We start from the raw sequence: 26,901 nt of genomic DNA on the forward strand, positions 1-26,901 counted from the left end.
ATGAGCGCAACTCCCGATTCGGGCGCGAACGGCGCGCCGCAAAACCGGCCCGGCCCCGGTCCGCTCGCCGGCGTCAAAGTCCTCGAGCTCGGCACCCTGATCGCCGGCCCATTCGCCGCGCGCTTTCTCGGTGAGTTCGGCGCCGACGTCATCAAGATCGAAGATCCGAAAGGCGGCGATCCGCTGCGCAAGTGGCGCAAGCTTTATCCGGAAGTCGGCGGCACGTCGCTCTGGTGGGCCGTGCAGGCGCGCAACAAGAAGTCCGTCACGATCAATCTGAAGGCCGAGGAGGGCAAGGAGATCGTGCGCCGCCTCGCGCGTGAAGCGGACATCGTCGTCGAGAATTTCAGGCCTGGCTTGCTCGAAAAGCTGGGGCTCGGTTACGACGTGCTATCGGCGGAAAATCCGGGACTCGTGATGGTGCGGCTTTCCGGTTACGGCCAGACCGGGCCGTATCGCGACCGGCCTGGCTTCGGTGCGATCGCCGAGTCGATGGGCGGTCTGCGTCATATTACCGGCTACCCGGAATTGCCGCCGCCGCGCATCGGCATTTCGATCGGCGATTCGATTGCGGCGCTGCACGGCGTGATCGGCGCGTTGATGGCGCTGCATCACAGGCAGGTGAACGGCGGCAAAGGGCAGGTCGTCGACGTCGCGTTGTACGAGGCCGTCTTCAACATGATGGAAAGCGTGGTGCCCGAATACGGCGTGTACGGCATGGTGCGCGAGCGCACCGGCGCGTCGCTGCCGGGCATCGTGCCGTCGAATACGTATCCGTGCCGCGACGGCAGCATCGTGATCGGCGGCAATAGCGATCCGATTTTCAGGCGGCTGATGATCGCCGTTGAACGCGAGGATCTCGCCAACGATCCCGCTCTCGCACACAACGACGGCCGCGTGCCGCGCACCGGGGAAATCGACGCGGCGATCGCCGAGTGGCTCGCGCCGCGCACCATCGACGAAGCGCTCGCAGTGCTCAATGCCGCCGACGTGCCGGTGGGACGCATCTACAGCGTGGCCGATATGTTCACCGATCCGCAGTACCTCGCGCGTCAGATGATTCAGCGCTTCAAGTGGCAGGACGGCCGCGAGATCACGCTGCCCGCGGTCACGCCGAAGCTCTCGCAGACGCCCGGCGAAACGCGCTGGCTCGGCCCCGAACTGGGTGAACATACGGATGAAGTCCTGCAGTCGCTAGGTTATGATGCAGACCACATCGCAAGGTTGCATGCGCAACAAGTTGTGTGAGTGCGGCGTGAGAGACATGAGCGCCATGTGAGCCATGTGACCGACACATGAACGCCGCGCACGCACGCACAACGCCTGCAGCAACCTGCCAATAAAATCGCAACAGCAGAATTGCAAGAGCCTCGGAGACAACCAACATGCATCGCAGAAGCTTCCTCGCCGGTACGGCCGCGCTTGCCGGCGCCACGCTCACGGCCACGCCGCTCGCCTTCGCGCAGGGCAAACTGGAAACCACGAAGGTGGCCATTGCCGTCGGCGGAAAGAACCTCTTTTATTATTTGCCGCTCACGATTGCCGAGCGCCGCAATTACTTCAAGGACGAAGGACTCGACGTCGAAATCTCCGACTTCGCCGGCGGCTCGCAAGCGTTGAAGGCGGCGGTGGGCGGCAGCGCCGATGTGGTGTCCGGCGCGTTCGAACACACGCTGCTGTTGCAGGCGCAAAAGCAGTCGTTCCGCGAATTCGTGCTGCAAGGGCGCGCGCCGCAAATCGTGCTCGCGGTGTCGAAGAAGACGATGCCCAACTACAAGTCGATCGCCGATCTGCGTGGCAAGAAGATCGGCGTGACCGCGCCCGGATCGTCGACGTCGATCATGGCGAGCTTCGTGCTGGCCAAGGGCGGGCTGACCGCGAAAGACGTCGCGTTCATCGGCGTGGGTGCGGGCGCGGGCGCGATTGCCGCGCTGCAGTCCGGGCAGATCGACGCGCTGGCGAACCTCGACCCGGTGATGACCAAGCTCGAACGCACCGGCGACATTCGTATCGTCTCCGACACGCGCACGCTTGCCGATACGCGCAGCGTATTCGGCGGCGACATGCCGGCAGGCTGCCTGTATGCGTCGCAAAGCTTCATCACGAAGAATCCGAACACCACGCAGGCGCTGACCAATGCAATGGTGCGTGCGCTGAAGTGGCTGCAGACGGCGACCGGCACCGAGTTGATCAACACCGTGCCGGAGAGCTATCTGCTCGGCGATCGCGCCGTTTATCTCGACGCATGGCAGCACGTCAAGGAAGCCATGTCGCCCGATGGCCTCATGCCGACCGACGGCCCCGGCACCGCGCTCAAGACCTTGCAGGCGTTCGACGCGACCGTGCAGGGCAAGCCGATCGACGTGTCGAAGACGTGGACCAACGACTTCGTCAAGAAAGCGCTCGCCACCGTCAAGGCGTAAAACTTCGAGCGCCGCGCGACGACGACATGCCGCGCGCGGCGCGTGTCAGCCTATCATCGAACAACCGATCCTCGAAGCGAGTCGAACCATGACCGTTGCAGCTCTGGCGCTCGAAAACATCACTTGCACCTTCGCCGCACGCGACAACCGCGCGCAGCGCTATACGGCGGTCAAGGACACCACGTTGCGGATCGCGCCCGGCGAGTTCGTCTCGGTGGTCGGCCCGACCGGCTGCGGCAAGTCCACGTTGCTGAATGTCGGCGCGGGCTTGCTCGGGCCGTCGGCGGGTACGGTCAGCGTATTCGGCGAGCCGTTGAACGGCATCAACCGGCGCGCGGGCTACATGTTCCAGGCCGACGCGTTGATGCCGTGGCGCTCCGCTATCGACAACGTGATCGCCGGTCTCGCGTTTCACGGCGTGGCGCAGCAGGAAGCGCGTGCCAAAGCCGAGGAGTGGCTCAAGCGCGTGGGTCTCGGCGGTTTCGGCGACCGCTATCCGCATCAATTGTCGGGCGGCATGCGCAAGCGCGTCGCGATGGCGCAAACGCTGATTCTCGACCCCGACATCATCCTGATGGACGAGCCGTTTTCCGCGCTCGACATCCAGACGCGGCAACTCATGGAAAACGAGTTGCTAGACCTGTGGGCCGCAAAACGCAAGGCCGTGCTTTTCATCACGCACGATCTCGACGAGGCCATTGCGATGTCGGATCGCGTGGTCGTTCTCTCGGCGGGGCCGGGCACGCATCCCATCGGCGAATTCACGATCGACTTGCCGCGTCCGCGCGACGTCGCCGAAATCCGTTCGCATCCGCGCTTCGTCGAGTTGCACGCGCAGATCTGGAGCGTGCTGCGCGACGAGGTGCTAAAAGGCTATCAACAGCAACTCACCGCTGTATGACGTCTCATTGAACGCTCTCTGAACGCAACGCGCTTTACGTCTATCAACCGTCCAAGCCAAACCGAGGCAAACCGAGTCATGTGGAAGACGTTGCGCCCGAACCGGGCGAATCTGGTGATCTGGCAGTGGCTGCTGCTCGTGCTGTGCTTCGTGCTCTGGTACGTGCTGACGAGTCCGACACTGCTGCCCGCGTTTTATTTCGACGACCCGAACAAGGCGGCTTTCTTCTTCGGTGAACCGCAAAAAGTCTTGCTGCGGATCTGGGAATGGTTCACGACCGGCGAGATCTATCTGCACCTGTGGATCACGCTGCTCGAGACCGTGCTCGCGTTTGCGCTCGGCACGGCGCTCGGACTGGGCGTCGGTTTATGGCTCGCGCTGTCGCCGCTCGCGAGCGCGCTGTTCGATCCGTACATCAAGGCCGCGAACTCAATGCCGCGCGTGATTCTCGCGCCGATCTTCGGCGTGTGGTTCGGTCTTGGCATCTGGTCGAAGGTCGCGCTTGGCGTCACGCTCGTGTTCTTCATCGTGTTCTTTAACGTCTATCAGGGCGTGAAGGAAGTGAGTCCGGTCGTGCTCGCGAACGCGCGCATGCTCGGCGCAAACGGCAAGCAACTGCTGCGCTACGTCTATTTGCCGAGCGCGATGAGCTGGGTCTTTTCGAGCTTGCACACGTCGGTGGGTCTCGCGTTCGTGGGCTCGGTGGTCGGCGAGTATCTCGGCTCCGCGCGCGGCGTCGGCTATCTGATTCTGCAGGCCGAAGGCACGTTCGACATCAATACCGTGTTCGCCGGCATTCTCGTGTTGACCGCGTTCGCGCTGATTCTCGATGCGATCGTCGGCGTCGGCGAGCGGCATCTGATGAAGTGGCAGCCGAAGACCGGAGACACCGAAAAACTGTAGGCGCCGCAAACTTCAAAGCGCCAAAAAAAACAGCGTGGGCTCGCAGAGCCGCACGCTGTTTTTGTTTGAGCGAGCGCCGCTTCTCAGCGAGGCCGGCTACGGCGTGATCACCACCTTGCCGATCACGCGACGCTCGGCCATATCGCGCAGCGCGCGCGCCGTTTCATCGAGCGGATAACGCGCGGACACATGCGGCTTGAGCTTGCCTTCGCCGATCCAGCCGACCATCTGCCGGAACGCCGCATGATTGCGCTCGGGCTCGCGCTTCGCAAAGTCTCCCCAGAACACGCCGACCACGCTCGCGCCCTTGAGCAGCGTCAGATTGAGCGGCAGCTTCGGAATCTCGCCGTTCGCGAAGCCGACCACCAGGTAGCGACCGCGCCAGCCGATGCTGCGAAACGCCGGCTCCGCATACACGCCGCCGACCGGATCGTAGATCACGTCCGGGCCTTTGCCGTCGGTGAGCGTCTTGATGCGCTCGCGCAGGTCCTCGGTCGTGTAGTTGATCGTCGCGTCGGCGCCATGTTGCAAGCACACCGCGAGCTTTTCATCGCTCGACGCCGCCGCGATCACGCGCGCGCCGAGCGCCTTGCCGATTTCCACAGCCGCGAGTCCCACGCCGCCCGCCGCGCCCAGCACGAGCATCGTCTCGCCGGCTTGTAGCGCGGCGCGGTCCACCACCGCGTGATGCGACGTGCCATACGCGAGCGTGAAGGCCGCGGCCAGTTCCAGGTCGACGTCTTCCGCGAGCGGCACGCAGGCCGACTCGCTCGCGAGCGCCTGCTGCGCGAAGCCGCCCGCGCCCGTGAACGCGACCACGCGGGAGCCGGGCGTGAACTGCGTGACGCCCGCACCGACCGCGCGCACGATGCCCGCGACTTCCGAGCCTGGCGTAAAAGGCAGCGGCGGCTTGAACTGATACTTGTTCTGGATGATCAGCACATCGGGAAAGTTGACGGAGGCCGCCTTCACGTCGATCACGACATGCCCTGGCGGCGGTTCCAGATCAGGCAACTCTTCGACGGTGAGGCTCTCCGGCGGGCCGTACTGATTGCAGCGAATCGCGCGCATCGTGTCTCCATTCGATCAGAGTTCGCAATGGCTTCGAGTGTAATGCATGCGCACGACCGTACGTTTCGCGGGTTCGCGGTTCGGCGGAAGCAGGGCGCCGCGCATCGATCTGCATTTACTGCGCTGCGCACGAGCGCATAGGGACAAGACAACAAGCCCGCATTCACACACCAGCGCAAGCGCTTTGCGTGGCCTGCGCAACGCGCTTGCCGTGTCGTTCGCGCGCCATCTTTCCTCGGTTACAATCGCCGCATGCGAATCCTACTCAGCAACGACGACGGTTACCTGGCGCCCGGCCTCGGCGCGCTTTACGAAGCGCTCAAGCCGCTCGCCGACGTGACCGTGATGGCGCCCGAGCAGAACTGCAGCGGCGCGTCGAATTCCCTGACCTTGTCGCGGCCGCTTTCGGTTTTGCGCTCGGCCAATGGTTTCTACTACGTGAACGGCACGCCGACCGACTCGGTGCACATCGCGCTGACGGGCATGCTCGACCACACGCCGGATCTCGTCGTATCGGGCATCAACAACGGTCAGAACATGGGCGAGGACACGCTCTATTCGGGCACCGTCGCGGCGGCTACCGAAGGCATCATGTTCGGCGTGCCGGCCATCGCCTTTTCGCTCGTCGATAAAGACTGGGTGCATCTCGAAGACGCGGTGCGCGTCGCCGCGGAAATCGTCGCGCATTACCTCGCGCAGCCGCTGCCGGGGCATCCGCTTCTTAACGTCAACATTCCGAACCTGCCGTACGAGCAACTGCGCGACTGGCGCGTCACTCGTCTGGGCAAGCGGCATCCGTCGCAGCCGGTCATCCGGCAGACCAATCCGCGCGGCGAGCCGATCTACTGGATCGGGCCGTCGGGCAGCGCGCGCGATGCGAGCGAAGGGACGGATTTCCACGCAGTCGCGAACGGCCATGTGTCGATCACGCCGCTGCAGCTCGATCTGACGCACACGCAAATGCTCCCGGCCGCACACGACTGGGCGCGCGCGGGCAGCGGCGCTTCATGACGAGCGAGCGCGCGAAGCGCTTTCCACTCGGCCTCGAAGATCTGGTGCGCGAGCCGCGCCGGCCCGAAGGCCGTCCAGGGGAAGTGCGCGCGGCGGCGCTTGCCGCGAGTGCCGCGCTCAATGCGCGGCAGCAGCCGGCGAAGCATGGGCAGCCCGGTTCGGCTGGCAAGACGCAGCCGAAGCAGGCGAGAGCGCCGGCTTCGGTCGCGGACAGATTGCCGGCCGGCACGCCAGCGAGGCCGCTCATCGTGACGCCGCCCAGGGCGCTCGCCGCGCCTGCGGTGAAGACGCCGGCGCGGCCGATTGCGCAGAGCACGGGCGCGCGTCCGTCGTCCGCGGTGAAGGGTGCAGCGTCGTCGTCTACGCGAGCCGCGAGCAAGGCCGTGAGTTCCTCTGCACCGTCCTCGCCGTCCGCCAAGTCCGTGACAAGCCGCTCGAACGAGCGCGGCGCCGCGCCGAACGTCGCGCTGAACCGTGCAACCGCATTGACGTCGGAACGGGTTCGCGAACGCATGGTCGAACGCCTGCGTGCGAACGGCATCACCGATCAGCGCGTGTTGAGCGCGATGTCCGTGGTGCCGCGCCATATGTTCGTCGATCCCGGCCTCGCGGTTCAGGCCTACGAAGATGCGGCGTTGCCAATCGGCCATCACCAGACTATCTCGAAGCCGTCGGTGGTCGCGCGAATGATCGAGCTCGCAGCAACCGGCCGCGCGCTGAACAACGTGCTCGAGATCGGCACCGGTTGCGGTTATCAGGCGGCGGTGCTGAGCCAGGTCGCGCGCGAGGTGTATTCGATCGAACGCATCAAGCCGTTGTCCGAGCGCGCGAAGACAAACTTGCGTCCGCTGCGAATTCCGAACATCCGGCTGCACTATGGCGACGGACGTTTGGGGCTGCCGTCGGCGGCGCCTTTCGATGCGATCCTGATCGCCGCCGCGGGCCTCGACGTGCCGCAAGCATTACTTGAACAACTCGCGATCGGCGGCCGCCTGATCGCGCCGGTCGGCTCGCAGGAAGGCCAGAACCAGGTGCTGACGCTCGTCGAGCGCCTCGGGCCGGCGCAGTGGCGCGAGTCGCAGCTTGATCGCGTTTTCTTTGTACCCTTAAAATCCGGAGTGATTTGACACCGATGAGTATGTTGCGCGCGATGCAAAGAACCAGCCTGAATGTCCCCATGTCCGTAACCCAGCGTAGCGTGTGCGTGCTCGCCTTGTCCCTGTTGATGACAGCCTGTGCATCCCGGCTCGATCAGGCGCCGGTCGTCGACCGCTCCGGCGGCGGCGTGCTCGGCACGCAAGCTGCGCAGGCCGGGCAGCAACCGGCCGTGCCGCTCGGCCCGCCGCCGCCTGGCTACTATCGCGTGAAGCCGGGCGACACGCTGTACCGGATCGCACTCGAGAACGGCCAGAACTACCGCGACATTTCCGCGTGGAACAACCTGACGAACCCGAATCAGATCGAGGTCGATCAACTGCTGCGCGTGGTGCCGCCGGGCGCGAACACCGCTGCGCTGACGCCGGGTGTCGCGACTGCGCCGCTCGGCAGTAACGGCGCCGTGCAAAGCGCGCCGCTCAATGGCGCGGCGCCTTCGACGGGCGCGGCAGCCGGCGTGGCAGCGCCGCCCATCTACGGCTCGAGCGCGAACAGCGCGGCGCTCACGCCGCCGTCGAGCGCCGCTGCTGCAAGCGATTCGACTGCCGGCGCGTCGAGCAACATCAGCTTCTCCTGGCCGGTGCGCGGCCAGTTGCTCGGCACCTTCAACGATTCGACCAACAAGGGCGTCAATATCGGCGGCGCGGCGGGCGAAGCGGTGAAGGCCTCCGCGGACGGCCGCGTGGTTTATGCCGGAAATGGGCTGCGTGGTTACGGCAATCTAATTATCATCAAGCATGACGCAACTTATCTCACCGCGTATGCACACAACCGCTCTTTGATGGTAAAAGAGGGGGATGCGGTCACGAAGGGGCAGAAAATCGCCGAGATGGGTAACAGCGATTCAGACCGTGTCATGTTGCATTTCGAAGTTCGCCGGCAGGGTAAACCTGTCGACCCACTGAAGTATTTGCCGCCGCAATAAGCGATACGACCATGCCGAAACCGAAGCGCCGCCTGCCGCAAGCCGAATCTGAAACGATCAGCAATGCCACGTCCGCTTCGGTGGACGACAGCGGCGCTTCGGAAGCGGAAGAGGAGCTCGTCGAAGAGCGCGAGCTCGACGAGCGCCCGAGCGCCGAAGAAGGCGGCGACGCGCGCGAAGGCGCAGCCGAGGTCGTGCCCGACGCGGACGACTTCCGCGCGCTGTTGCAAGCCGAGCTCACAGCGGACACGATCCAGCATTATCTGAATCGCATCAGCGTGAAGCCGCTTCTCACCGTCGAGGAAGAGCAGAAGTACTCGCGTCTCGCGAAGGCGGGCGAGTTCGAAGCGCGGCAAGTGATGATCGAGCGCAATCTGCGGCTGGTCGTCAGCATCGCTAAGGGTTATCTGAATCGCGGCGTGCCGCTGCTCGATCTGATCGAAGAGGGCAACCTTGGCCTGATGCACGCCATCGAGAAATTCGATCCGACACGCGGCTTCCGGTTTTCCACTTACGCGACGTGGTGGATCCGACAGAGCATCGAGCGCGCGATCATGAACCAGGCGCGCACCGTGCGCTTGCCGGTGCACGTGATTCGCGAGCTCAATCAGGTGCTGCGTGCGAAGCGCCATCTGGAAAAGAATTCGATGAACTCCGGCGAAGCGGCCGAGCGCCGCGACGCCAGCATTGACGACATCGCTTATCTGACCGGCAAGACCACCGACGAAGTCACCGACATTCTCGCGCTGAACGAGCACACCGCCTCGCTCGACGCGCCGCTCGATCTCGATCCGGCCAGCAGTCTGCTCGATCTGTTGTCGGACGACCAGAGCCAGTCGCCGGATGCCGAGGTTCAGCATCGCGAACTGGAAACGCTCACGCGCGCATGGCTCGCGCGTCTGTCGGACAAGCATCGCCATGTGATCGAACGCCGCTTCGGTCTGAATCACATCGAACCCGCCACGCTCGAAGAGCTGGCCGATGAAATGGGCCTCACGCGCGAGCGTGTGCGCCAGATCCAACAGGAAGCGCTCGTGCGGTTAAAGCGCTTCTTCGCCTCTAATGGCGTTCGCAAAGACGCCGTTCTCTGACTTGATGACACCGATTCTTGTTTTCGACATCGAGACGATTCCCGATGTCGCCGGCATCCGCCGTCTCGAAGATTTGCCCGCCACGATGAGCGACGCCGAAGTCGCCGAGCACGCGTTCGCCGCGCGCCGCGAAAAGACCGGTGGCGATTTTCTGCCGCATCATCTGCAACGCATCGCCGCGATTTCCTGCGTGTTTCGCGATAACAACGGCTTTCGCGTGCGCTCGCTCGGCACGCTCGAAGACGGCGAGGCGGCGCTGGTGCAGTCGTTTTATCGCGTGATCGAGAAGTACACGCCGCAGCTCGTGTCGTGGAACGGCGGCGGCTTCGACCTGCCGGTGCTGAACTACCGCGCGCTCGTCAACGGCATTCCCGCCTACCGGTTCTGGGATCTCGGCGAGGACGACCGCGAGTTCAAGTGGAACAACTACATCAGCCGCTACCACGCGCGCCATACCGATCTCATGGACGTCCTCGCGATGTACCAGGCGCGCGCCAACGCGCCGCTCGACGCGCTCGCGAAGATGTGCGGCTTTCCCGGCAAGATGGGCATGGACGGCAGCCAGGTGTGGCAGGCGTATCAGGAAGGGCGCATCGAGGAAATCCGCAATTACTGCGAGACCGACGTCGTCAATACGTATCTGCTGTATTGCCGCTTTCAGTTGATTCGCGGTGCGTTCTCCGCCGCCGAATACGCCGACGAGATCAATCTCGTCAAGAACGCGCTCGCGCTCGAAACCGCGCCGCAATGGGCGGAATATCTGGCGGCGTTCGATCAATAGCAGTGCGGCTGTGTGTACGGAGCCGGGGCGTCGCTCGCGCCGGCTTCGTCTACAATCTCGCCTTTCCCCCAAGTTTGTCAGGAAGTAGCAGGTGTCCCGAACTGCCCACCATCGTCGCTCGCCGAAGCGCACGTCGAAATACCACAAAGCCGCGCCGGCTCCGGCGCCCGTCATTACCGGCAACGAGCCGGTCGTCGAAATCGTTTCGCTCGATATGGAAGCGCGCGGCGTCGGCCGCATCGAGTCCGAAGACGGCACGCCCGGCAAGGTGATTTTCGTCGAAGGCGCGCTGCCCGGCGAGCGCGTGAGCTACTCGACACATCGCAGCAAGCCGAAGTTCGAACAGGCCGAAGTGGTGCAGGTGTTCCGCGAAAGCGTGATGCGCACGAAGCCAAAATGCACGTACTTCGACATTTGCGGCGGCTGTTCGATGCAGCATCTCGACATTCGCGCGCAGGTCGCGGTGAAGCAGCGCGTGCTCGAGGACAACCTTCAGCATCTCGCGAAGCTGCGCCCCGAAACGGTGTTCCGGCCGATTCACGGACCGGCCTGGGGTTATCGCTATCGCGCGCGTCTCGCCGTGCGTTTTCTGCCGGAAAAAGGCGGCATGCGCATTGGCTTTCACGAGAAGAAGAGCAGCTACATCGCGGATATGAAAACCTGCGAAGTGCTGCCGCCGCATGTGTCGGCGATGCTGATGCCGCTGCGCTTCATGGTGCGCAAGCTGTCCATCTACGACCGCATGCCGCAGCTCGAACTGGCGGTCGGCTCGTCGGTCACGGCGTTTGTCGTGCGCAATCTCGAGCCTTTGACTGCCGCCGACGAACAAGTGCTGCGCGAGTTCGCCGACGAACACAAGGTGCAGTTCTGGATTCAGCCAGGCGGCCCGGACACGGTCACGCCGCTGTATCCGCTCGACGTGCAGCTCGACTACACGCTGCCCGAGTACGACATCCGCATGCCGTTCAAGCCGACCGACTTCACGCAGGTCAATCACGCGATCAACCGTGTGCTCGTGAGCCGCGCGCTGCGCCTGCTCGCGCCCGCGCGCACGGACCGCGTGCTCGATCTGTTCTGCGGCATCGGCAATTTCACGCTGCCGCTTGCGCGCATCGCGAGGGAAGTGGTGGGCATCGAAGGCAGCGACGTGCTGACCTCGCGCGCGCTGGCCAATGCCGAGCTGAACGGCGTGGCGGCGCACACGTCGTTTGCATGCCGCAATCTGTTCGAAGTCACCGCCGACGACATGCGCGCGCTCGGCCACTTCGACAAGTTTCTGGTCGACCCGCCGCGCGAAGGCGCACTGGCCGTCGCGAAGGCGTTGGCGGAAATCGCGCAAAGCGGCGATGGACCGCTGCCGAAGCGCATCGTCTACGTGTCGTGCAATCCGTCGACGCTCGCGCGCGACGCCGGGTTGCTCGTGCACGAGGCCGGCTACCGGCTGGTGGGTGCGGGCGTCGTCAACATGTTCCCGCATACGTCGCATGTGGAGTCGATTGCGTTGTTCGAGCGGGACTGATTCGGCTAGTCGATATGGCCAACCCATCCCGCTAACGCATAAAGCAAAACGCCACGACCGAAGTCGTGGCGTTTTGCTTTGCAACTCGTGTTCAGCCGCGGTTCAAACCGCGGCGCGGCTTAAAACTGCCACCAGGATTTTTCCTTACCCGGCCTTGCATGGCCCGTGACGTACGGGCTGTCGGGGAAGGTGCCGGCGAGCACGCGCTTGGTGTCGTCGGCGAGTTGCGGCTGGTTCAGCCTCTGATACGACAGCATCATGATGTGCAGCGCGTCTTCGATAGCCGGTGCGTTCTTGTATTCCTTCAACGCGAGCTGCGCGCGATTGATCGCAGCCACATACGCGCCACGGCGGTAGTAGTAATCCGCCGCATGGACTTCGTGCGACGCCAGCGCGTTCACGATGTAGCGCATGCGCTGGGCGGCGTCCGGCGCATATTTGCTGTTCGGATACCGGTCGACCACGACCTTAAACGCGTCGTACGACTCGCGCAGCGACTTCGGATCGCGCTCGCTCATGTCCTGGCCGGAAAAGCGGCCGAAGAGACCGAGGTCGTCGTTAAAGTGGATCATGCCTTTGAGATAGTACGCATAGGCGATGTCCGGGTGATCCGGGTGCAACTGGATGAAGCGGTCGATAGCCTGATCGGCGGCCGCGGCTTCATTGTCTTTCCAGTTGCAGTACGCGACGTTGATCTGCGCCTGCTGGGCGAAGTGGCCGAACGGGTCGCGGCCTTCGAGCATTTCGAAGTACTTCGCGCACTTGCCGAAGTCGCCGCCGCTCAGGGCGTCGTTCGCCTCCGTATATAATTTGTTGTTGTTCCACGTTGCCGTTTCGTCGGTCTTCTCCGGCAGGCCGTGGCAAGCCGCAACAACCGCGACGGCTGCGGCACACGCAATGTATCCGGCCACTTTCCGGGCCGCGCTCTTCATGGCCTTCAAATTGATCGCCGCTTTAGTGATGGTGTTCAAGGCTCGCATTTTCCAGTCTAGCTTTACGTCCAGGTGACCCAGACTCAATGACCCGCTCAAATACTCCAGGCGCTGCAACCGGTGCCCGGAATAGCAACGAAGATTATAACGTAAGCGCCGACCCCTCCGACGCGTTGGGCCCCGATTCGCTCGACGACGACCTCCCCGCCGACGCGCTCGGCAAAGCCGCGCTCGCCAGCATGGTGCCGAGTGTGGCAAACCGTGTCGCGGACGAAACGCCGCGCAGTGTCGTGGTGCCCGACGAACTGGCAGGCGAGCGCCTCGACAAGGTGCTTGCGCGCCTTTTCCCCGAATTCTCGCGCAACCGTCTGCAAAGCTGGATCGAGGCGGAGCGCGTGCGGATCGACGGCAAGCCGGCAAAGATTCGCCAGCCGGTGCCGCTTGGCGCGACGATCGAACTCGTGCCGGACCTGCTGCCCGAACAGCTCGCGTTCACGCCCGAACCGGTGCCGCTCGAGATCGTCTACGAAGACGACACGCTCGTCGTCATCAACAAGCCCGCCGGCATGGTCGTGCATCCGGCGGCCGGCAACTGGAGCGGGACGGTGCTGAACGGTTTGCTGTACCGCTACGGCGACGCCGCGGCGGGCTTGCCGCGCGCGGGCATCGTGCATCGGCTGGATAAGGAAACATCGGGGCTGATGGTGGTCGCGCGCACGCTCGAGGCGCAGACCGACCTCGTGCGCCAGTTGCAGGCGCGCACGGTCAAGCGCCGCTATCTCGCGCTCGTGTGGGGCAACATGCCCGAGGAAGGCACCATCGACGCACCCATCGGCCGCGATCCCCGCGAGCGCACGCGCATGGCCGTGGTGACGGGCGCATCGGGCAAACCGGCGCGCACGCATTTCCGGCGCGTCGATACGGCGATCTGGCAGCGTCAGCCGGTCACCGCGATTCACTGCGATCTCGAAACCGGCCGCACGCATCAGATCCGCGTGCACTGCGCGCATATCGGCCATCCGCTGCTTGGCGATCCGGTGTATGGGCGCGCGCGCGGCAAGCGCTCGGTGACGCCGCTGCCCGGCGAGTTCGCGCGCCAGGCGCTGCATGCATGGCGCCTCGGTCTGATTCATCCGAAGACCGGCCGCACGATGCAATGGCGCGCGGACGTGCCGGCAGATATCGCGGCGCTGTCGGCGGCGCTCGGCCTCGGTCGCGACGATGCGGGCGAGTTCGACGAGACGTACTATGAGGAAGACGGTTACGAGGCCGCGGACTACGACGAGCACGACGACGCCGACGATCACGGCGCGCACGGCGCGCACGGCGAATACGACGAGCACGGCGAATACGACGAGCAGGACGAGTCCGACGAGCACGACCAAGCCGACGAACCCGACGACCACAACCCCCAGCAAGACAAGGACGATCGCGCATGACGAGCCTGCCCGAACTAAGCTTTGCCGATGTCGTGCAACCCGCGTGGAATGTGGCGCCGCGCGTGCGCGCGCTCGTCACAACGCGTAACGGCGGCGTGAGCAAGCCGCCGTTCGGTCGCTGGCGCGACGGCGCGGACGAACCCGGCGGCCTGAACCTGGGCATGAAGTCCGGCGACGATCCCGCCGCGGTCGCGGCCAATCGGGAGCGGCTCCTCACGCTGGCAGGCGTCGCCGATGCCGCGTGGCTCGATCAGGTTCACGCGGCGCGCATCGTGCGAGCCGAGGACGCGCTTCGCGAAGCGCAAGCGAACGGCAAGCCGACGCAAGCGGACGCGAGCGTCACGGATCGCGCGGGCATCGCGTGCGTGGTGATGATCGCGGACTGCATGCCGGTGCTTCTGTGCGACGAAGCAGGGCGCGCAGTGGGCGCGGCGCACGCGGGCTGGCGCGGACTCGCTGCGGGCATCGTCGAGCAGACGGCCGGCCGCGTCGCCGAACTCGCCGGCGTAGAAGCGCACGCGTTGCACGCGTATCTCGGACCTTGCATTGGACCGCAATCGTTCGAAGTCGGGCCCGACGTGCGCGACGCGTTCCTCGACGGCGCGAATGCAAGCGAACGCGATGCAACCGCGAGCGCCTTCGTCGCGCATCCGCGAAACGACGGCAAATATCTTGCGGATCTTCCGGCGCTGGCTCGTCTGCGTTTGCAGCGGCTCGGCGTGACGCGCGTTGTGGGCGGCGACCTGTGCACGGTCAGCGAGCGCGAGCGCTTCTATTCATACCGCCGCGATCGTGAGACAGGCCGCATGGCCGCATTGATCTGGCTCGACGACCAGGCTCAGACACTCGGCGACTGAGGCGAGCGCGACTCGCATTTTGCTGCGCTGCCGGAAGCGTCGAACGGAATCGTTTCGTCCGTTAATACCCGCATTAACACCGAGCAATAAATGTGAATTAAGCGCGGCAATACAGCGTTTTTTCGCAATCCGCCATTCGATTGACATATGTCTGAAAATGCCGGCCAGTGATACAGGGAAAACGATAATTAAAAAACTATCGCACTGCGGCAAAATCGGGAACAAGCATTGACATGCCTTGCGATGGGGAGCAAGAATGTTCCTCACAGCTCCTCGTACATGGGACAGGGCGTGACGAGGGCGCGAGCGATCGCCCACATGCGCAAGAACCTGCCTCTCAACCGTCCGCAAGGACTTACCGGTCAAAAGCAGGTATGGCAGCTCCTCATTCCCCAGCTTCCCCCAGCACCGACTCCTCGAAGGAGCAAACGCAGCAGGCCGGCACCAGTGGCGCGAGCGGCGCCGCAGCGACGGCGGGCCTTCAGCCATTTTTCGACGCGTGGTTAAACGCTTGGCGCTCGTTGGGCGCAGGCGCGGCGGGCGGCGGCAACGGCGCGCCGTTCGCGATGCCGCAATTTCCTCCAGTTCAGGGCGCGGCGCCGTGGAGCGTGCCCGGCATGCCGTCGATGCCATCGTTCCCTGGCATGCCTGACTTCAGCAAGCTCGCAGCGGGTGCGGCGGGTGGCGCTGGTGCGATACCCGGCATGCCGTCGTTCGCCGGTCTGAACATACCGGCCGCGGCGATTCCTCCTGAACGTCTGCAGAAACTGCAAGCCGACTACACGCGTGAAGCGATGGTGCTGCTGCAGCAGGCAAGCGGCGGCGGCGCGGCGCCGAAGGCGCCCGAACTGAAGGACCGCCGCTTCAGTTCCGACGCATGGAGCGCCACGCCGGCCTTTGCATTCACCGCCGCATGGTATCTGCTGAACGCGCGCTATCTACAGGAAATGGTCGACGCGCTCGAGACCGAACCGAAAGTGCGCGAGCGCATCCGCTTCGCCGTTCAGCAATGGACGGCCGCCGCGTCGCCGAGCAATTTCCTAGCGTTGAATCCCGAGGCGCAAAAGACCTTGCTCGAGAGCCAGGGCGAGAGCTTGCGGCAAGGCGTGATGAATCTGCTTGCCGACATGCAGCGCGGCAAGATTTCGCAGACGGACGAATCGCGTTTCGTGGTCGGCGAAAATCTCGCGACCACCGAAGGCTCGGTCGTGTTCGAAAACGACCTGATGCAGTTGATCCAGTACAAGCCGCGCACGGCGACCGTGCGCGAGCGGCCGCTTCTGATCGTGCCGCCTTGCATCAACAAGTACTACATTCTCGATCTGCAGCCGGAGAACTCGCTCGTCGCCCATGCGCTCGATTCGGGCCACCAGGTGTTCCTGATTTCGTGGCGCAATGCGGACGCCTCCATCGCGCATAAGACGTGGGACGACTACGTCAGCGAGGGCGTATTCACCGCGATGCAAACCGTGAGCAAGATCAGCGGCCGCGAGCAGATCAACACGCTCGGCTTCTGCATCGGCGGCACGATGCTCGCCACCGCGCTCGCGGTTGCGGCGGCGCGCGGCGAACATCCGGCCGCGTCGATGACGCTGCTCACTTCGATGCTCGACTTTTCCGACACCGGCGTGCTCGATATTTTCGTCGACGAAGCGCATGTGCAAATGCGCGAGCAGACCATCGGCGGCAAGAACGGTGCGCCGGCGGGACTCATGCGCGGCATCGAATTCGCCAACACGTTTTCGTTCCTGCGTCCGAACGACCTGGTGTGGAACTACGTCGTCGACAATTATCTGAAGGGACGCACGCCGGTGCCGTTCGACCTGCTGTACTGGAACAGCGACTCCACGAGCCTGCCCGGTCCCATGTACGTCTGGTATCTGCGCAATACGTATCTCAAGAATCGTCTGCGCGAACCGGGTGGAGTGACCACCTGCGGCGAGCCGGTCGATCTGTCGAAGATCGACGTGCCCACCTTCATTTACGGTTCACGCGACGACCATATCGTGCCGTGGCCGTCGGCCTATGCGTCGGCGCCGCTCCTCACCGGACCGTTGAAGTTCGTGCTCGGCGCGTCGGGTCATATCGCGGGTGTCATCAACCCGCCCGCGAAAAACAAGCGCAGCTACTGGACGCTCGAGGGCGAGCAGAAGAGCTTGCCCGAGAACCCGGACGACTGGCTCGGCGAGGCGAAGGAAGTGCCCGGAAGCTGGTGGCCCGAGTGGACCACGTGGCTCGATCAGTACGGCGGCAGGAAAGTGAAGCCGCGCGCCGCGGCGGGCTCGGAGGAATTCCCGGTCATCGAGCCGGCGCCGGGCCGCTACGTGCGCAAGCGCGAGTAAGAACACGATCTCAGATGCCACCCAACGCAACGGGGCAAGACGAGCTAGCAGGTTCACGAGCAACGAGATTTTTAACTTGACGGGCCCCGGCCTGATTGGCCGCGAAGCCCGGAGGATATGGAAATGACTGATGTTGTGATCGTATCGGCCGCGCGTACGGCAGTGGGCAAATTCGGCGGGTCGCTGGCGAAGATCGCCGCGCCCGAACTCGGCGCGACCGTGATTCGCGCGGTGCTGGAACGTGCGGGCCTGAAGCCCGAACAGGTGAGCGAAGTGATCCTGGGCCAGGTGCTGACGGCGGGCTCGGGACAGAATCCGGCGCGCCAGTCGTTGATCAAGGCGGGGCTGCCCGCCGCGGTGCCCGGCATGACGATCAACAAGGTCTGCGGTTCGGGCCTCAAAGCGGTGATGCTCGCGGCCAACGCGATCATCGCGGGCGACGCGGACATCGTGATCGCCGGCGGTCAGGAAAACATGAGCGCCGCGCCGCACGTGCTGCCGGGCTCGCGCGACGGCTTCCGCATGGGCGACGCCAAGCTCGTGGACACGATGATCGTCGACGGTCTGTGGGACGTGTACAACCAGTATCACATGGGCGTGACGGCCGAAAACGTCGCGAAGGAATTCGACATCACGCGCGAACAGCAGGACGCGTTCGCGGCGCTATCGCAGAACAAGGCGGAAGCCGCGCAGAAGTCGGGCCGTTTCGACGACGAAATCGTGCCGGTCGAGATTCCGCAGCGCAAGGGCGACCCGGTGCGTTTCGCCACCGACGAATTCGTGCGTCACGGCGTGACGGCCGAGTCGCTGGCAGGTCTGAAGCCGGCGTTCTCGAAGGAAGGCACGGTCACGGCGGCTAACGCGTCGGGTCTGAACGACGGCGCGGCGGCTGTGGTCGTCATGTCCGCGAAAAAGGCCGAAGCGCTTGGTCTCACGCCGCTTGCGCGCATCAAGGCGTACGCGAACGCGGGCGTCGATCCGAAGATCATGGGCATGGGTCCGGTGCCGGCGTCGAAGCGCTGTCTGGAGCGTGCGGGCTGGAGCGTGAACGATCTCGATCTGATGGAGATCAACGAAGCCTTCGCCGCGCAGGCGCTCGCCGTGCATAAGCAAATGGGCTGGGACACGTCGAAGATCAACGTGAACGGCGGCGCGATCGCGATCGGCCATCCGATCGGCGCGTCCGGCTGCCGGATTCTCGTCACGCTGCTGCACGAAATGCAGAAGCGCGATGCGAAGAAGGGCCTGGCTTCGCTGTGCATCGGCGGCGGCATGGGCGTCGCGCTGGCGCTCGAGCGCGTTTGACGACGATCCGCACGCCGACCGCGCATCAGGCGCCGTGCACGGTGTTGACGCGCGCCGCTTTGCGAATCCGGCGCGCGCTCGTGTGACGCCCGAGAGCGGCCTCGCCGGCGGCAGTGTGGACAAAGCATCAGGCGAGGGTAGAGGTAGCCGGCTGGGGCAGCCGGCCGGCGCCTCAAGAACGACAACGGAGTCTAGGTTATGACACAGCGAATTGCGTATGTAACGGGCGGAATGGGCGGCATCGGCACGAGCATTTGCCAGCGCCTGCACAAGGAAGGCTACAGGGTCGTCGCGGGCTGCGGCCCGAATTCGCCGCGCCGTGTGAAGTGGCTCGAAGAGCAGAAGGCGCTCGGCTTCGACTTCGTCGCATCCGAAGGCAACGTCGGCGACTGGGAATCGACCAAGGCCGCGTTCGACAAGGTTAAGGCCGAGGTCGGCGAGATCGACGTGCTGGTGAACAACGCGGGCATCACGCGCGACGTCGTGTTCCGCAAGATGACGCACGAAGACTGGACCGCGGTGATCGACACCAACCTGACCAGTCTCTTCAACGTCACCAAGCAGGTGATCGACGGGATGGTGGAGCGCGGCTTTGGGCGCATCATCAATATTTCGTCGGTGAACGGGCAGAAAGGGCAGTTCGGCCAGACCAACTACTCGACCGCGAAGGCCGGCATTCACGGCTTTACGATGTCGCTCGCGCAGGAAGTGGCCACCAAGGGCGTGACGGTCAACACCGTGTCGCCTGGCTACATCGGCACGGACATGGTCAAGGCGATCCGCCCCGACGTGCTCGAAAAGATCGTTGCGACGATTCCGGTGCGCCGCCTCGGCCGGCCGGATGAGATCGGCTCGATCGTCGCGTGGCTCGCGTCCGAAGAATCGGGTTTTTCCACGGGTGCCGATTTCTCGCTGAACGGCGGTTTGCATATGGGCTGAGCAAGCGGCGCGCCGCTCACGAGGCAGCGCGCCCCGCTCGGATGGTTCCGGCGGCGTCCCGTTGCGCAACGGCCCGATTGCGCAGCCGGCACGCCGTCCGCGCTTTACTTGCGCTCAAAGGCGTTACATGACTACTACTACAAAGAAAGCAGCCGAACGACTGATCAAGAAATATCCGAATCGGCGGCTTTACGATACCGAGACAAGCACGTACATCACGCTGACGGACGTCAAGCAACTCGTGCTGGACCAGGAGGATTTCAAGGTTATCGATGCGAAGAGCAACGAGGACCTGACGCGCGCGATCCTGCTGCAAATCATTCTCGAAGAGGAGAGCGGCGGGCTGCCGATGTTCTCGTCGTCGATGCTGTCGCAGATCATCCGTTTCTACGGCCATGCGATGCAGGGCATGATGGGCACGTATCTGGAGAAGAACATCCAGGCGTTCATCGACATTCAGGCAAAGCTCGCCGATCAGTCGAAGAACCTGTACGAAGGCAAGGCGATGAACCCGGAGGTCTGGTCGCAATTCATGAACATGCAGGCGCCGATGATGCAAGGCATGATGACCAGCTACATCGAGCAGTCGAAAAACATGTTCGTGCAGATGCAGGAGCAGATGCAGAACCAGGCGAAGTCGATGTTCGCGACGTTCCCGTTCACGCCGGGCGGCGCGAACTCCGCGGCACCGTCTGCTACCGCCACTCCGCAGGCGAATCCGGAGCCGGAGAAGAAGTGACGTAAGGTTGTGTCGGCGCTCGCGCTCGTTGCGGACGGCGGACGGCGGACGGCGGGTAAGCGAGCGGCTCGGGCGCGGGTGCGGGTCCGAACGCGTGCCCCGACGGGTGCCCCAACGTGTGCCCAATGCGCGCGGTACAATAGCGGGTTGCGTGCGCGGGGCGCTGAATCTTCAGCAGTCGGGGACATGGGTTTCTGAGCCGCCTGTCCTTGCCACACCGCTTGCCGCACCATCCCCGATCCCCATTGTCGCCACGTCACCGCTATCCGCCGGATTCACCTATGTCGCAAACCACTTCTTCCGTCTCGCCGACGCCTTCCAGTCCGAAGGTAGGCTTCGTTAGCCTCGGCTGCCCAAAAGCTTTAGTCGATTCCGAGCAGATCATCACGCAGCTGCGCGCCGAAGGCTACGAGATTTCGGGCACCTATGACGGCGCGGACCTCGTGGTCGTCAATACCTGCGGTTTCATCGACGAAGCGGTGCAGGAGAGCCTCGACGCGATCGGCGAGGCGCTCAACGAAAACGGCAAGGTGATCGTGACCGGCTGCCTCGGCGCGAAGAAGAGCGCGAGCGGCTCGGGTCTCATCGAAGAAGTGCATCCGAAAGTGCTGGCCGTGACCGGCCCGCATGCGGTCGGCGAAGTGATGCAGCACGTTCACATGCATCTGCCGAAGCCGCACGATCCGTTCGTCGATCTCGTGCCGCCCGCGGGCGTCAAGCTCACGCCGCGCCATTACGCCTACCTCAAAATTTCCGAAGGCTGCAATCATCGCTGCACCTTCTGCATCATTCCGTCGATGCGCGGCGACCTCGTGTCGCGTCCGGTCGCGGAAGTGATGCTGGAAGCCGAGAATCTGTTCAAGTCCGGCGTGAAGGAACTGCTCGTTATTTCGCAGGACACGAGCGCCTACGGCGTCGACGTCAAATATCGCACCGGGTTCTGGAACGGCAAGCCGATCAAGACGCGCATGACCGATCTCGTCGGCGCGCTCGGCGAACTGGCCGCGCAATACGGCGCGTGGGTGCGCCTGCATTACGTGTATCCGTACCCGAGCGTCGACGAAGTCATTCCGATGATGGCAACGGGCCCGTACAAGGGCCACGTGCTGCCGTATCTCGACGTGCCGTTCCAGCACGCGCATCCCGAAGTGCTCAAGCGCATGAAGCGCCCGGCCAACGCCGAGAAGGTGATGGAGCGCGTGAAGGCGTGGCGCGAGATGTGTCCGGACCTCACGATCCGCAGCACGTTTATCGCGGGCTTTCCCGGCGAGACCGAGGAGCAGTTTCAGACGCTGCTCGACTTCATCCGCGAAGCCGAACTGGATCGCGTGGGCTGCTTCGCCTATTCGCCGGTCGAAGGCGCAACGGCGAACGAGCTCGACGGCGCGTTGCCGGACGAAGTCCGCGAAGAGCGGCGCGCGCGCTTCATGGAAGTGGCCGAACAAGTGTCGGCCAAACGGATCGCGAAGAAGGTCGGCAAGACGCTGAAGGTGCTGGTCGACGAAATCAACGCCGACGGCGGCATTGGCCGCACGGCCGCGGATGCGCCGGAGATCGACGGCGTCGTATACATCGCGCCGGCCGCGAAGGCGTCGAAGCGTTACAAGGTCGGCGACTTCGTGTCGGTGAAAATCACCGGCGCCGACGGTCACGACCTGTGGGGCGAGGTCTGAACGATGACGGTGAACACGCCCGCTAACCCGGAGATTCTCGCGCTCGGCGAGGCGATGATCGAGTTCAACCAGTCGGCGAAAGGCGAGCCGAAGTATCTGCAAGGCTTCGGCGGCGATACGTCGAACTTCTGCATCGCGGCAGCGCGGCAAGGTGCGCGGACCGGCTTCGTGTCCGCGGTCGGCGCCGATCATTTCGGTCGGCTGCTGATCGACCTGTGGGAACGCGAGAACGTGGACACGGCGCATGTGCGCGTCGATCCGCAGGCGTCGACCGGCGTGTATTTCGTGTCGCACGGTCCGGACGGCCACGCGTTCGACTATCTGCGCGCGGGCTCGGCGGCGAGCCGCTATGCGCCGCATGACCTGCCGCTCGACGCGATTGCCGCGGCCAAGGTCATCCATCTGTCGGGCATCAGTCTCGCGATCAGCCTGTCCGCATGCGACGCGGCGCTCGAGGCGATCGCGCATGCTCGCGCCAACGGCGTGCGCGTGAGCTTCGACACGAATCTGCGCCTCAAGCTGTGGCCGCTGAACCGCGCGCGCGCCGTGATGCTCGAAGCGATCCGGCAAACCGACATCTGCCTGCCGAGCTGGGACGACGTCACCGAGCTGACCGGTTTGACTGGCCGCGACGAGATCGTCGACTTTCTGCTGTCGCACGGTCCGCGCGTGGTGGCGCTGAAGCTCGGCAAGGACGGCTCGTATATCGCGACGCCGGATGAACGGCGCGTCGTGCCGGGCCACGCCGTCAATGCGGTCGATGCAACCGGCGCGGGCGATTGCTTCGGCGGCGCGTTTATCGCGCGCCTCGTCGAGGGCGATGATCCATTCGAAGCCGCGCGTTATGCGAACGTTGCGGCGGCGCTGTCCACGCAAGGCTATGGCGCGGTCGCGCCGATTCCTTCGCGCGAGGCGGTCGAAGAGATTCTGGCGGGCTGAGCGTCGTAAAGTCGCGATGCCGGTCACGCCGCAGCAAAACTATCGGCAGAGACTGAAAGAGGAGCGAACGATGCAACGGGACGTAGTGGTGGTGAGCGGTGTGCGTACGGCAATCGGCGGTTTCGGCGGCAGTCTGAAGGATATTGCGCCGACCGAACTCGGCGCGCGCGTCGTGCGCGAGGCGCTGCTGCGCGCCAACGTGTCCGGCGACGAAGTCGGGCACGTCGTGTTCGGCAATGTCGTGCATACCGAACCGAAAGACATGTACCTTGCGCGGGTGGCCGCGATCAACGGCGGCGTCGCGCAGCACACGCCCGCGCTCACCGTCAACCGCCTGTGCGGCTCGGGCTTGCAGGCCATCGTCTCGGCCGCGCAGAGCGTGCTGCTCGGCGACGCCGACATCGCGATCGGCGGCGGCGCGGAGAACATGAGCCGCGCGCCTTACTCGATGCCCGCCGCGCGCTTCGGTCAGCGCATGGGCGACGCGCGTCTCGTCGACATGATGGTCGGCGCGCTGAACGATCCGTTCCAGTCGATCCATATGGGCGTGACCGCGGAAAACGTCGCGCGCAAATACGAAATTTCGCGCGAAGCGCAAGACGCGCTCGCACTAGAATCGCATCGCCGCGCGGCGCACGCGATCACGAACGGCTACTTCAAGGAACAGATCCTGCCGATCACGTTGGCGTCGAAGAAAGGCGATGTCGTGTTCGACACCGACGAACACGCGCGCATGAACGCATCGGCGGAAGACTTTTCGAAGCTCAAGCCCGTGTTCGCGAAGGAAAACGGCACGGTGACGGCGGGCAATGCGTCAGGCATCAACGACGCGGCCGCGGCCGTCGTGCTGATGGAGCGCGGCGTCGCCGAGCAGCGCGGCATCAAGCCGTTGGCGCGGCTCGTGTCGTACGCGCATGCGGGTGTCGATCCGGCGTATATGGGCATCGGTCCGGTGCCGGCGACGCGCAAGGCGCTCGAGCGCGCCGGCCTGACGGTCGCCGATCTCGACGTGATCGAGGCCAACGAGGCGTTCGCCGCGCAAGCCTGTGCGGTCAGCAAGGAACTGGGCTTCGATCCGGCCAAGGTCAACCCGAACGGCTCGGGCATTTCGCTCGGTCATCCGATCGGCGCGACCGGCGCGCTAATCACCGTGAAGGCGCTGTACGAACTGCAGCGCATCGGCGGGCGCTACGCGCTCGTGACGATGTGCATCGGCGGCGGGCAGGGCATCGCGGCGGTCTTCGAGCGGATCTGAGTTTTACGAACGGTGTCGCGAAAGGCGCACGAACTGTATCAAGCAATGAGGATCGACGGATGCGGGAAGTGAAATCGGTGGAAGGCGCGGTACGCCGGCGCGGCTGGGCGGCGACGAGTGTTGCCGCATTGCTCTCGGTGAGCGCGGTGGCCTGGTTTCCGGGCGCGGCCTGCGCGCAGAGCGACGCAGTCAAGGAACTTGCCGCACCGCCGCCGATCCAGTTGCCGCTCAAGCCGAGCCCCGAATTCGCGAAATTGCCGCGCTACAGCGGCACGCTCGGCTCGCGGCCAATCGTGCTGCGCCTCGGGCCGAAAGCCGACGATCCGGCAGGCGTCCACGGCGAATACCAGTTCGCGGATACCGGCGAAGTGATCCTGATCGCGGGGGACCGTGACGGCGACACGCTCGAAGTCGAGGAGTCGAACGACGGCACGCACATCACCGGGAACTGGGTCGGCAAGTTTGCCGCCGACGGTTCGCTGGCCGGCGAGCGGATGAACGTCGACGATTCCGACCCGCAGCCGTTCGATCTGAAGCCGCTGGCGGCGGGGCAGGCGGTGCCGGCCGCGGCGGGCAAAGCGGGCAAGCCGGGGAATGTGGCGGCTCCTGCTGCAACCGCACCTTCGTTGCCGGCTCAATCCGCACCCGCAACCGGCGCCGGTCATCCGGTGGGCGGCGTCAGCAATCTCCAAACCGGCGAGTAATCGCGCCACGGCGCGAGCCTCGCGGCGCTTGCGCCCGCCGCGGCGAAAATCCGCCGACTCGTCTACTCTTGCGTGAACGGCGCGGCATTGTCCGCTCGTCGCATTGTCTTTTTCATCGAATTCGCCATGACCCAATCAAAACTCAAGCGGGCTTTGCAAACCCGCATCGTGCAAGCCGAAGACCAGCTCACGCCGGGCTTCGAGTCTTTCTCCGTGCCGGTGACGCGCGCGTCGACGGTCGTATTTCCCGATCTCGCGACGATGCGCGCGCTCGACTGGAAAAACGACGCGCAGTGGCGCTACGGCCTGCATGCGACGCCCACGTCGTTAGCGCTCGCGCAGCGCCTTGCCGCCATCGAGGGCGGCAATCACGCGCTGTTGCAGCCGTCGGGCTTGTCGTCGATTTCGAACGTGTACTTCGGGCTTGTGAAGTCGGGCGACGACGTGCTGATTCCCGACAACGTCTACTCGCCGAATCGCGATCACGCCGACTGGCTCGCGCGCGATTTCGGCGTGACGGCGCGCTACTACGATCCGATGATCGGCGCGGGAATCGCCGACCTGATCCAGCCGAACACGCGGCTCATCTGGCTCGAGGCGCCCGGCTCGGTGACGATGGAAGTGTCCGACGTGCCCGCGATCACGGCCGCGGCCCGCGCGCGCAACGTCGTCACGGCGATCGACAACACGTGGTCCGCCGGCCTCGCTTTCCGGCCGTTCGATCACGGCGTGGATATTTCGGTGCAGGCGCTGACCAAGTACCAATCGGGCGGCGGCGACGTGCTGATGGGCGCGACCATTACCGTCGATCGCGAGTTGCATCTGAAGCTGAAGTCGGCGCGCATGCGCATGGGGCTCGGCGTATCGTCGGACGACTGCTCGCTGATTCTGCGCAGCCTGCCGACCATGCAGGTACGCTTTCAGCAGCACGACCGCTCGGCGCTCGCGCTCGCGCAGTGGCTGAAGACGCGGCCGGAGATTGCCGCGGTGCTGCATCCCGCCATGGCCGACTGTCCGGGCCATGAGTTTTACGAACGCGACTTCACGGGCGCGGGCGGACTGTTTTCCGTCGTGTTCGATGCTCGCTATAGTGCGGCGCAAATCGACACGTTCTGCGAGTCGCTGGAGCTCTTTGCGATCGGCTGGAGTTGGGGCGGGGCGCATAGCCTCGTGATGCCGTACGACATCGCATCGATGCGGACCGAGGCGCAGTGGCCGCATCGGGGCACGCTGGTCCGGTTCTATATCGGCCTTGAGGAAGAGGCGGATCTGCGTGCGGACATCGAGCAGTGTTTGGCGGCGCTCGCGTGAAGTTTAGGCAAACCTGATGTGAATTTTCCGCGCCGCGACGACGCAATGTTGCAGCGACACAAGCCCACTGGACTTCGGTTTTCAGTGGGCTTTTTTCTTATGCTTTGCCTCACGAACTAGCCGTTTGGCTGAATAGCTGCGGCAGTGCGCAAACGCTACGATCGTGCGTATCCGATTTCACTGCCGAGCACGACCGCGAGCTTCGATGAACCTATTCTTCTGGATGTTGCTGAACCTCGGCGTGCCGATCGTCGGCCCGGTCTTCACGCTGGCGCTCGTCGCGCCGGCACATGGCTGGACGGTGGCGAAAGAATTGATCGCCGACTCGATCAAGGACGGACAACTGTCCTGGTGTGCTATCGGTCTGTGCGCTGCCGGAGTGTATGAGCTGGTGACGGCGTTGGAGCAGGGCAGCGCTGCCGCGCCGATTCTGGAGTCGGGGATCGTGGCTTTTTGTCTGCTCGCGTTTGCGTGTTCTATTGTGGTGATGACGTGTCTTCTGAGTACACGGTACGCCCGGCCGGCTGCAGCCTCTAACTCAGATACTGCGCGTCCGGCGGCGCGGACGTTCTCCCGAACGGCAATCGGCTGCTCGATCGCATCCACGTGTGCGGCCGCCCTACTATTGGCAATCCTACATATCTGCATCATGTCATTTATGGGATAGTCGGGCCGTTATACTGACC

Annotated in this window: 24 protein-coding genes; 22 read left to right on the forward strand and 2 right to left on the reverse strand. The window is 64.3% G+C overall.

The window, feature by feature from the left end; genetic code table 11:
- From BGRAMDRAFT_RS11300 to BGRAMDRAFT_RS11315, 4 genes are all read left to right on the forward strand, one after another.
- A complete protein-coding gene (locus BGRAMDRAFT_RS11300; protein WP_006048868.1) occupies positions 1-1,248 on the forward strand; it encodes a CaiB/BaiF CoA transferase family protein in 1,248 nt (415 codons plus the stop codon).
- Between the two features lie 137 nt (positions 1,249-1,385).
- A complete protein-coding gene (locus tag BGRAMDRAFT_RS11305) occupies positions 1,386-2,423 on the forward strand; it encodes an ABC transporter substrate-binding protein (protein WP_006048869.1) in 1,038 nt (345 codons plus the stop codon).
- Positions 2,424-2,511: 88 nt separating this feature from the next.
- Complete coding sequence (locus BGRAMDRAFT_RS11310) at positions 2,512-3,324, forward strand: ABC transporter ATP-binding protein (protein WP_006048870.1); 813 nt, start codon at positions 2,512-2,514, stop codon at positions 3,322-3,324.
- Between the two features lie 78 nt (positions 3,325-3,402).
- A complete protein-coding gene (locus BGRAMDRAFT_RS11315; protein WP_006048871.1) occupies positions 3,403-4,227 on the forward strand; it encodes an ABC transporter permease in 825 nt (274 codons plus the stop codon).
- 96 nt (positions 4,228-4,323) lie between these two features.
- Here the strand turns inward: BGRAMDRAFT_RS11315 and BGRAMDRAFT_RS11320 are convergent, their stop codons facing one another.
- On the reverse strand, positions 4,324-5,298 hold the full coding sequence (locus BGRAMDRAFT_RS11320) for an NADPH:quinone oxidoreductase family protein (RefSeq protein WP_006048872.1): 975 nt from the start codon (positions 5,296-5,298) through the stop codon (positions 4,324-4,326).
- Positions 5,299-5,550: 252 nt separating this feature from the next.
- Here BGRAMDRAFT_RS11320 and surE point away from each other — a divergent pair, with 252 nt between their 5' ends.
- From surE to rlmD, 6 genes are all read left to right on the forward strand, one after another.
- Positions 5,551-6,309: a 5'/3'-nucleotidase SurE gene (gene surE, locus BGRAMDRAFT_RS11325; protein ID WP_006048873.1), complete on the forward strand. Its 759-nt coding sequence runs from the start codon at positions 5,551-5,553 to the stop codon at positions 6,307-6,309.
- Positions 6,306-7,436: a protein-L-isoaspartate(D-aspartate) O-methyltransferase gene (locus BGRAMDRAFT_RS11330; RefSeq protein WP_006048874.1), complete on the forward strand. Its 1,131-nt coding sequence runs from the start codon at positions 6,306-6,308 to the stop codon at positions 7,434-7,436. Before surE ends, BGRAMDRAFT_RS11330 begins: the two co-directional genes overlap by 4 nt.
- A 5-nt stretch (positions 7,437-7,441) precedes the next feature.
- Entirely contained in the window at positions 7,442-8,389 is a 948-nt protein-coding gene (locus BGRAMDRAFT_RS11335; RefSeq protein ID WP_006048875.1) for a peptidoglycan DD-metalloendopeptidase family protein, read from the forward strand.
- Positions 8,390-8,400: 11 nt separating this feature from the next.
- Positions 8,401-9,480 (forward strand): RNA polymerase sigma factor RpoS, encoded by a 1,080-nt coding sequence (gene rpoS, locus BGRAMDRAFT_RS11340; RefSeq protein ID WP_006048876.1) that lies wholly within the window; start codon positions 8,401-8,403, stop codon positions 9,478-9,480.
- 4 nt (positions 9,481-9,484) lie between these two features.
- A complete protein-coding gene (locus BGRAMDRAFT_RS11345; protein WP_029968289.1) occupies positions 9,485-10,261 on the forward strand; it encodes a 3'-5' exonuclease in 777 nt (258 codons plus the stop codon).
- A gap of 91 nt (positions 10,262-10,352) precedes the next feature.
- On the forward strand, positions 10,353-11,780 hold the full coding sequence (gene rlmD / locus BGRAMDRAFT_RS11350) for a 23S rRNA (uracil(1939)-C(5))-methyltransferase RlmD (protein ID WP_006048878.1): 1,428 nt from the start codon (positions 10,353-10,355) through the stop codon (positions 11,778-11,780).
- A 119-nt stretch (positions 11,781-11,899) separates the two neighbouring features.
- Here rlmD and BGRAMDRAFT_RS11355 read toward each other — a convergent pair whose 3' ends face one another.
- Positions 11,900-12,760, reverse strand: coding sequence for an outer membrane protein assembly factor BamD (locus BGRAMDRAFT_RS11355; RefSeq protein WP_006048879.1), 861 nt, complete (start codon positions 12,758-12,760; stop codon positions 11,900-11,902).
- A 38-nt stretch (positions 12,761-12,798) separates the two neighbouring features.
- Here BGRAMDRAFT_RS11355 and BGRAMDRAFT_RS11360 point away from each other — a divergent pair, with 38 nt between their 5' ends.
- The 12 genes from BGRAMDRAFT_RS11360 (at position 12,799) to BGRAMDRAFT_RS11415 (ending at position 26,882) form a co-directional block, all read left to right on the forward strand.
- Complete coding sequence (locus BGRAMDRAFT_RS11360) at positions 12,799-14,151, forward strand: RluA family pseudouridine synthase (protein WP_006048880.1); 1,353 nt, start codon at positions 12,799-12,801, stop codon at positions 14,149-14,151.
- A complete protein-coding gene (gene pgeF / locus BGRAMDRAFT_RS11365; RefSeq protein ID WP_006048881.1) occupies positions 14,148-15,008 on the forward strand; it encodes a peptidoglycan editing factor PgeF in 861 nt (286 codons plus the stop codon). The genes BGRAMDRAFT_RS11360 and pgeF overlap by 4 nt, the downstream gene beginning before the upstream one ends.
- A gap of 374 nt (positions 15,009-15,382) precedes the next feature.
- A complete protein-coding gene (gene phaC / locus BGRAMDRAFT_RS11370) occupies positions 15,383-17,350 on the forward strand; it encodes a class I poly(R)-hydroxyalkanoic acid synthase (RefSeq protein WP_006048882.1) in 1,968 nt (655 codons plus the stop codon).
- A gap of 123 nt (positions 17,351-17,473) precedes the next feature.
- Complete coding sequence (locus BGRAMDRAFT_RS11375) at positions 17,474-18,655, forward strand: acetyl-CoA C-acetyltransferase (RefSeq protein WP_006048883.1); 1,182 nt, start codon at positions 17,474-17,476, stop codon at positions 18,653-18,655.
- Between the two features lie 198 nt (positions 18,656-18,853).
- The gene (locus BGRAMDRAFT_RS11380; RefSeq protein ID WP_006048884.1) at positions 18,854-19,594 is read left to right on the forward strand and encodes a 3-ketoacyl-ACP reductase; all 741 of its coding nucleotides are present in this window, start codon (positions 18,854-18,856) and stop codon (positions 19,592-19,594) included.
- 127 nt (positions 19,595-19,721) lie between these two features.
- Positions 19,722-20,333 (forward strand): polyhydroxyalkanoate synthesis repressor PhaR, encoded by a 612-nt coding sequence (gene phaR / locus BGRAMDRAFT_RS11385; RefSeq protein ID WP_006048885.1) that lies wholly within the window; start codon positions 19,722-19,724, stop codon positions 20,331-20,333.
- A gap of 281 nt (positions 20,334-20,614) precedes the next feature.
- Complete coding sequence (gene rimO, locus BGRAMDRAFT_RS11390; protein ID WP_006048886.1) at positions 20,615-22,006, forward strand: 30S ribosomal protein S12 methylthiotransferase RimO; 1,392 nt, start codon at positions 20,615-20,617, stop codon at positions 22,004-22,006.
- 3 nt (positions 22,007-22,009) lie between these two features.
- Positions 22,010-22,945, forward strand: a complete 936-nt coding sequence (locus BGRAMDRAFT_RS11395; protein ID WP_006048887.1) for a sugar kinase — start codon at positions 22,010-22,012, stop codon at positions 22,943-22,945.
- A 70-nt stretch (positions 22,946-23,015) separates the two neighbouring features.
- The gene (gene bktB / locus BGRAMDRAFT_RS11400) at positions 23,016-24,200 is read left to right on the forward strand and encodes a beta-ketothiolase BktB (protein WP_006048888.1); all 1,185 of its coding nucleotides are present in this window, start codon (positions 23,016-23,018) and stop codon (positions 24,198-24,200) included.
- Between the two features lie 59 nt (positions 24,201-24,259).
- The gene (locus tag BGRAMDRAFT_RS11405; protein ID WP_006048889.1) at positions 24,260-24,904 is read left to right on the forward strand and encodes a hypothetical protein; all 645 of its coding nucleotides are present in this window, start codon (positions 24,260-24,262) and stop codon (positions 24,902-24,904) included.
- Positions 24,905-25,030: 126 nt separating this feature from the next.
- Positions 25,031-26,215 carry a cystathionine beta-lyase gene (locus tag BGRAMDRAFT_RS11410; protein WP_006048890.1) on the forward strand — a complete coding sequence of 395 codons (1,185 nt, stop codon included), beginning with the start codon at positions 25,031-25,033 and terminating at the stop codon, positions 26,213-26,215.
- Between the two features lie 205 nt (positions 26,216-26,420).
- Positions 26,421-26,882: a hypothetical protein gene (locus tag BGRAMDRAFT_RS11415; RefSeq protein WP_006048891.1), complete on the forward strand. Its 462-nt coding sequence runs from the start codon at positions 26,421-26,423 to the stop codon at positions 26,880-26,882.
- Positions 26,883-26,901: the final 19 nt, after the last annotated feature.

The organism is Paraburkholderia graminis C4D1M, assembly GCF_000172415.1.
Classification (GTDB): domain Bacteria; phylum Pseudomonadota; class Gammaproteobacteria; order Burkholderiales; family Burkholderiaceae; genus Paraburkholderia; species Paraburkholderia graminis.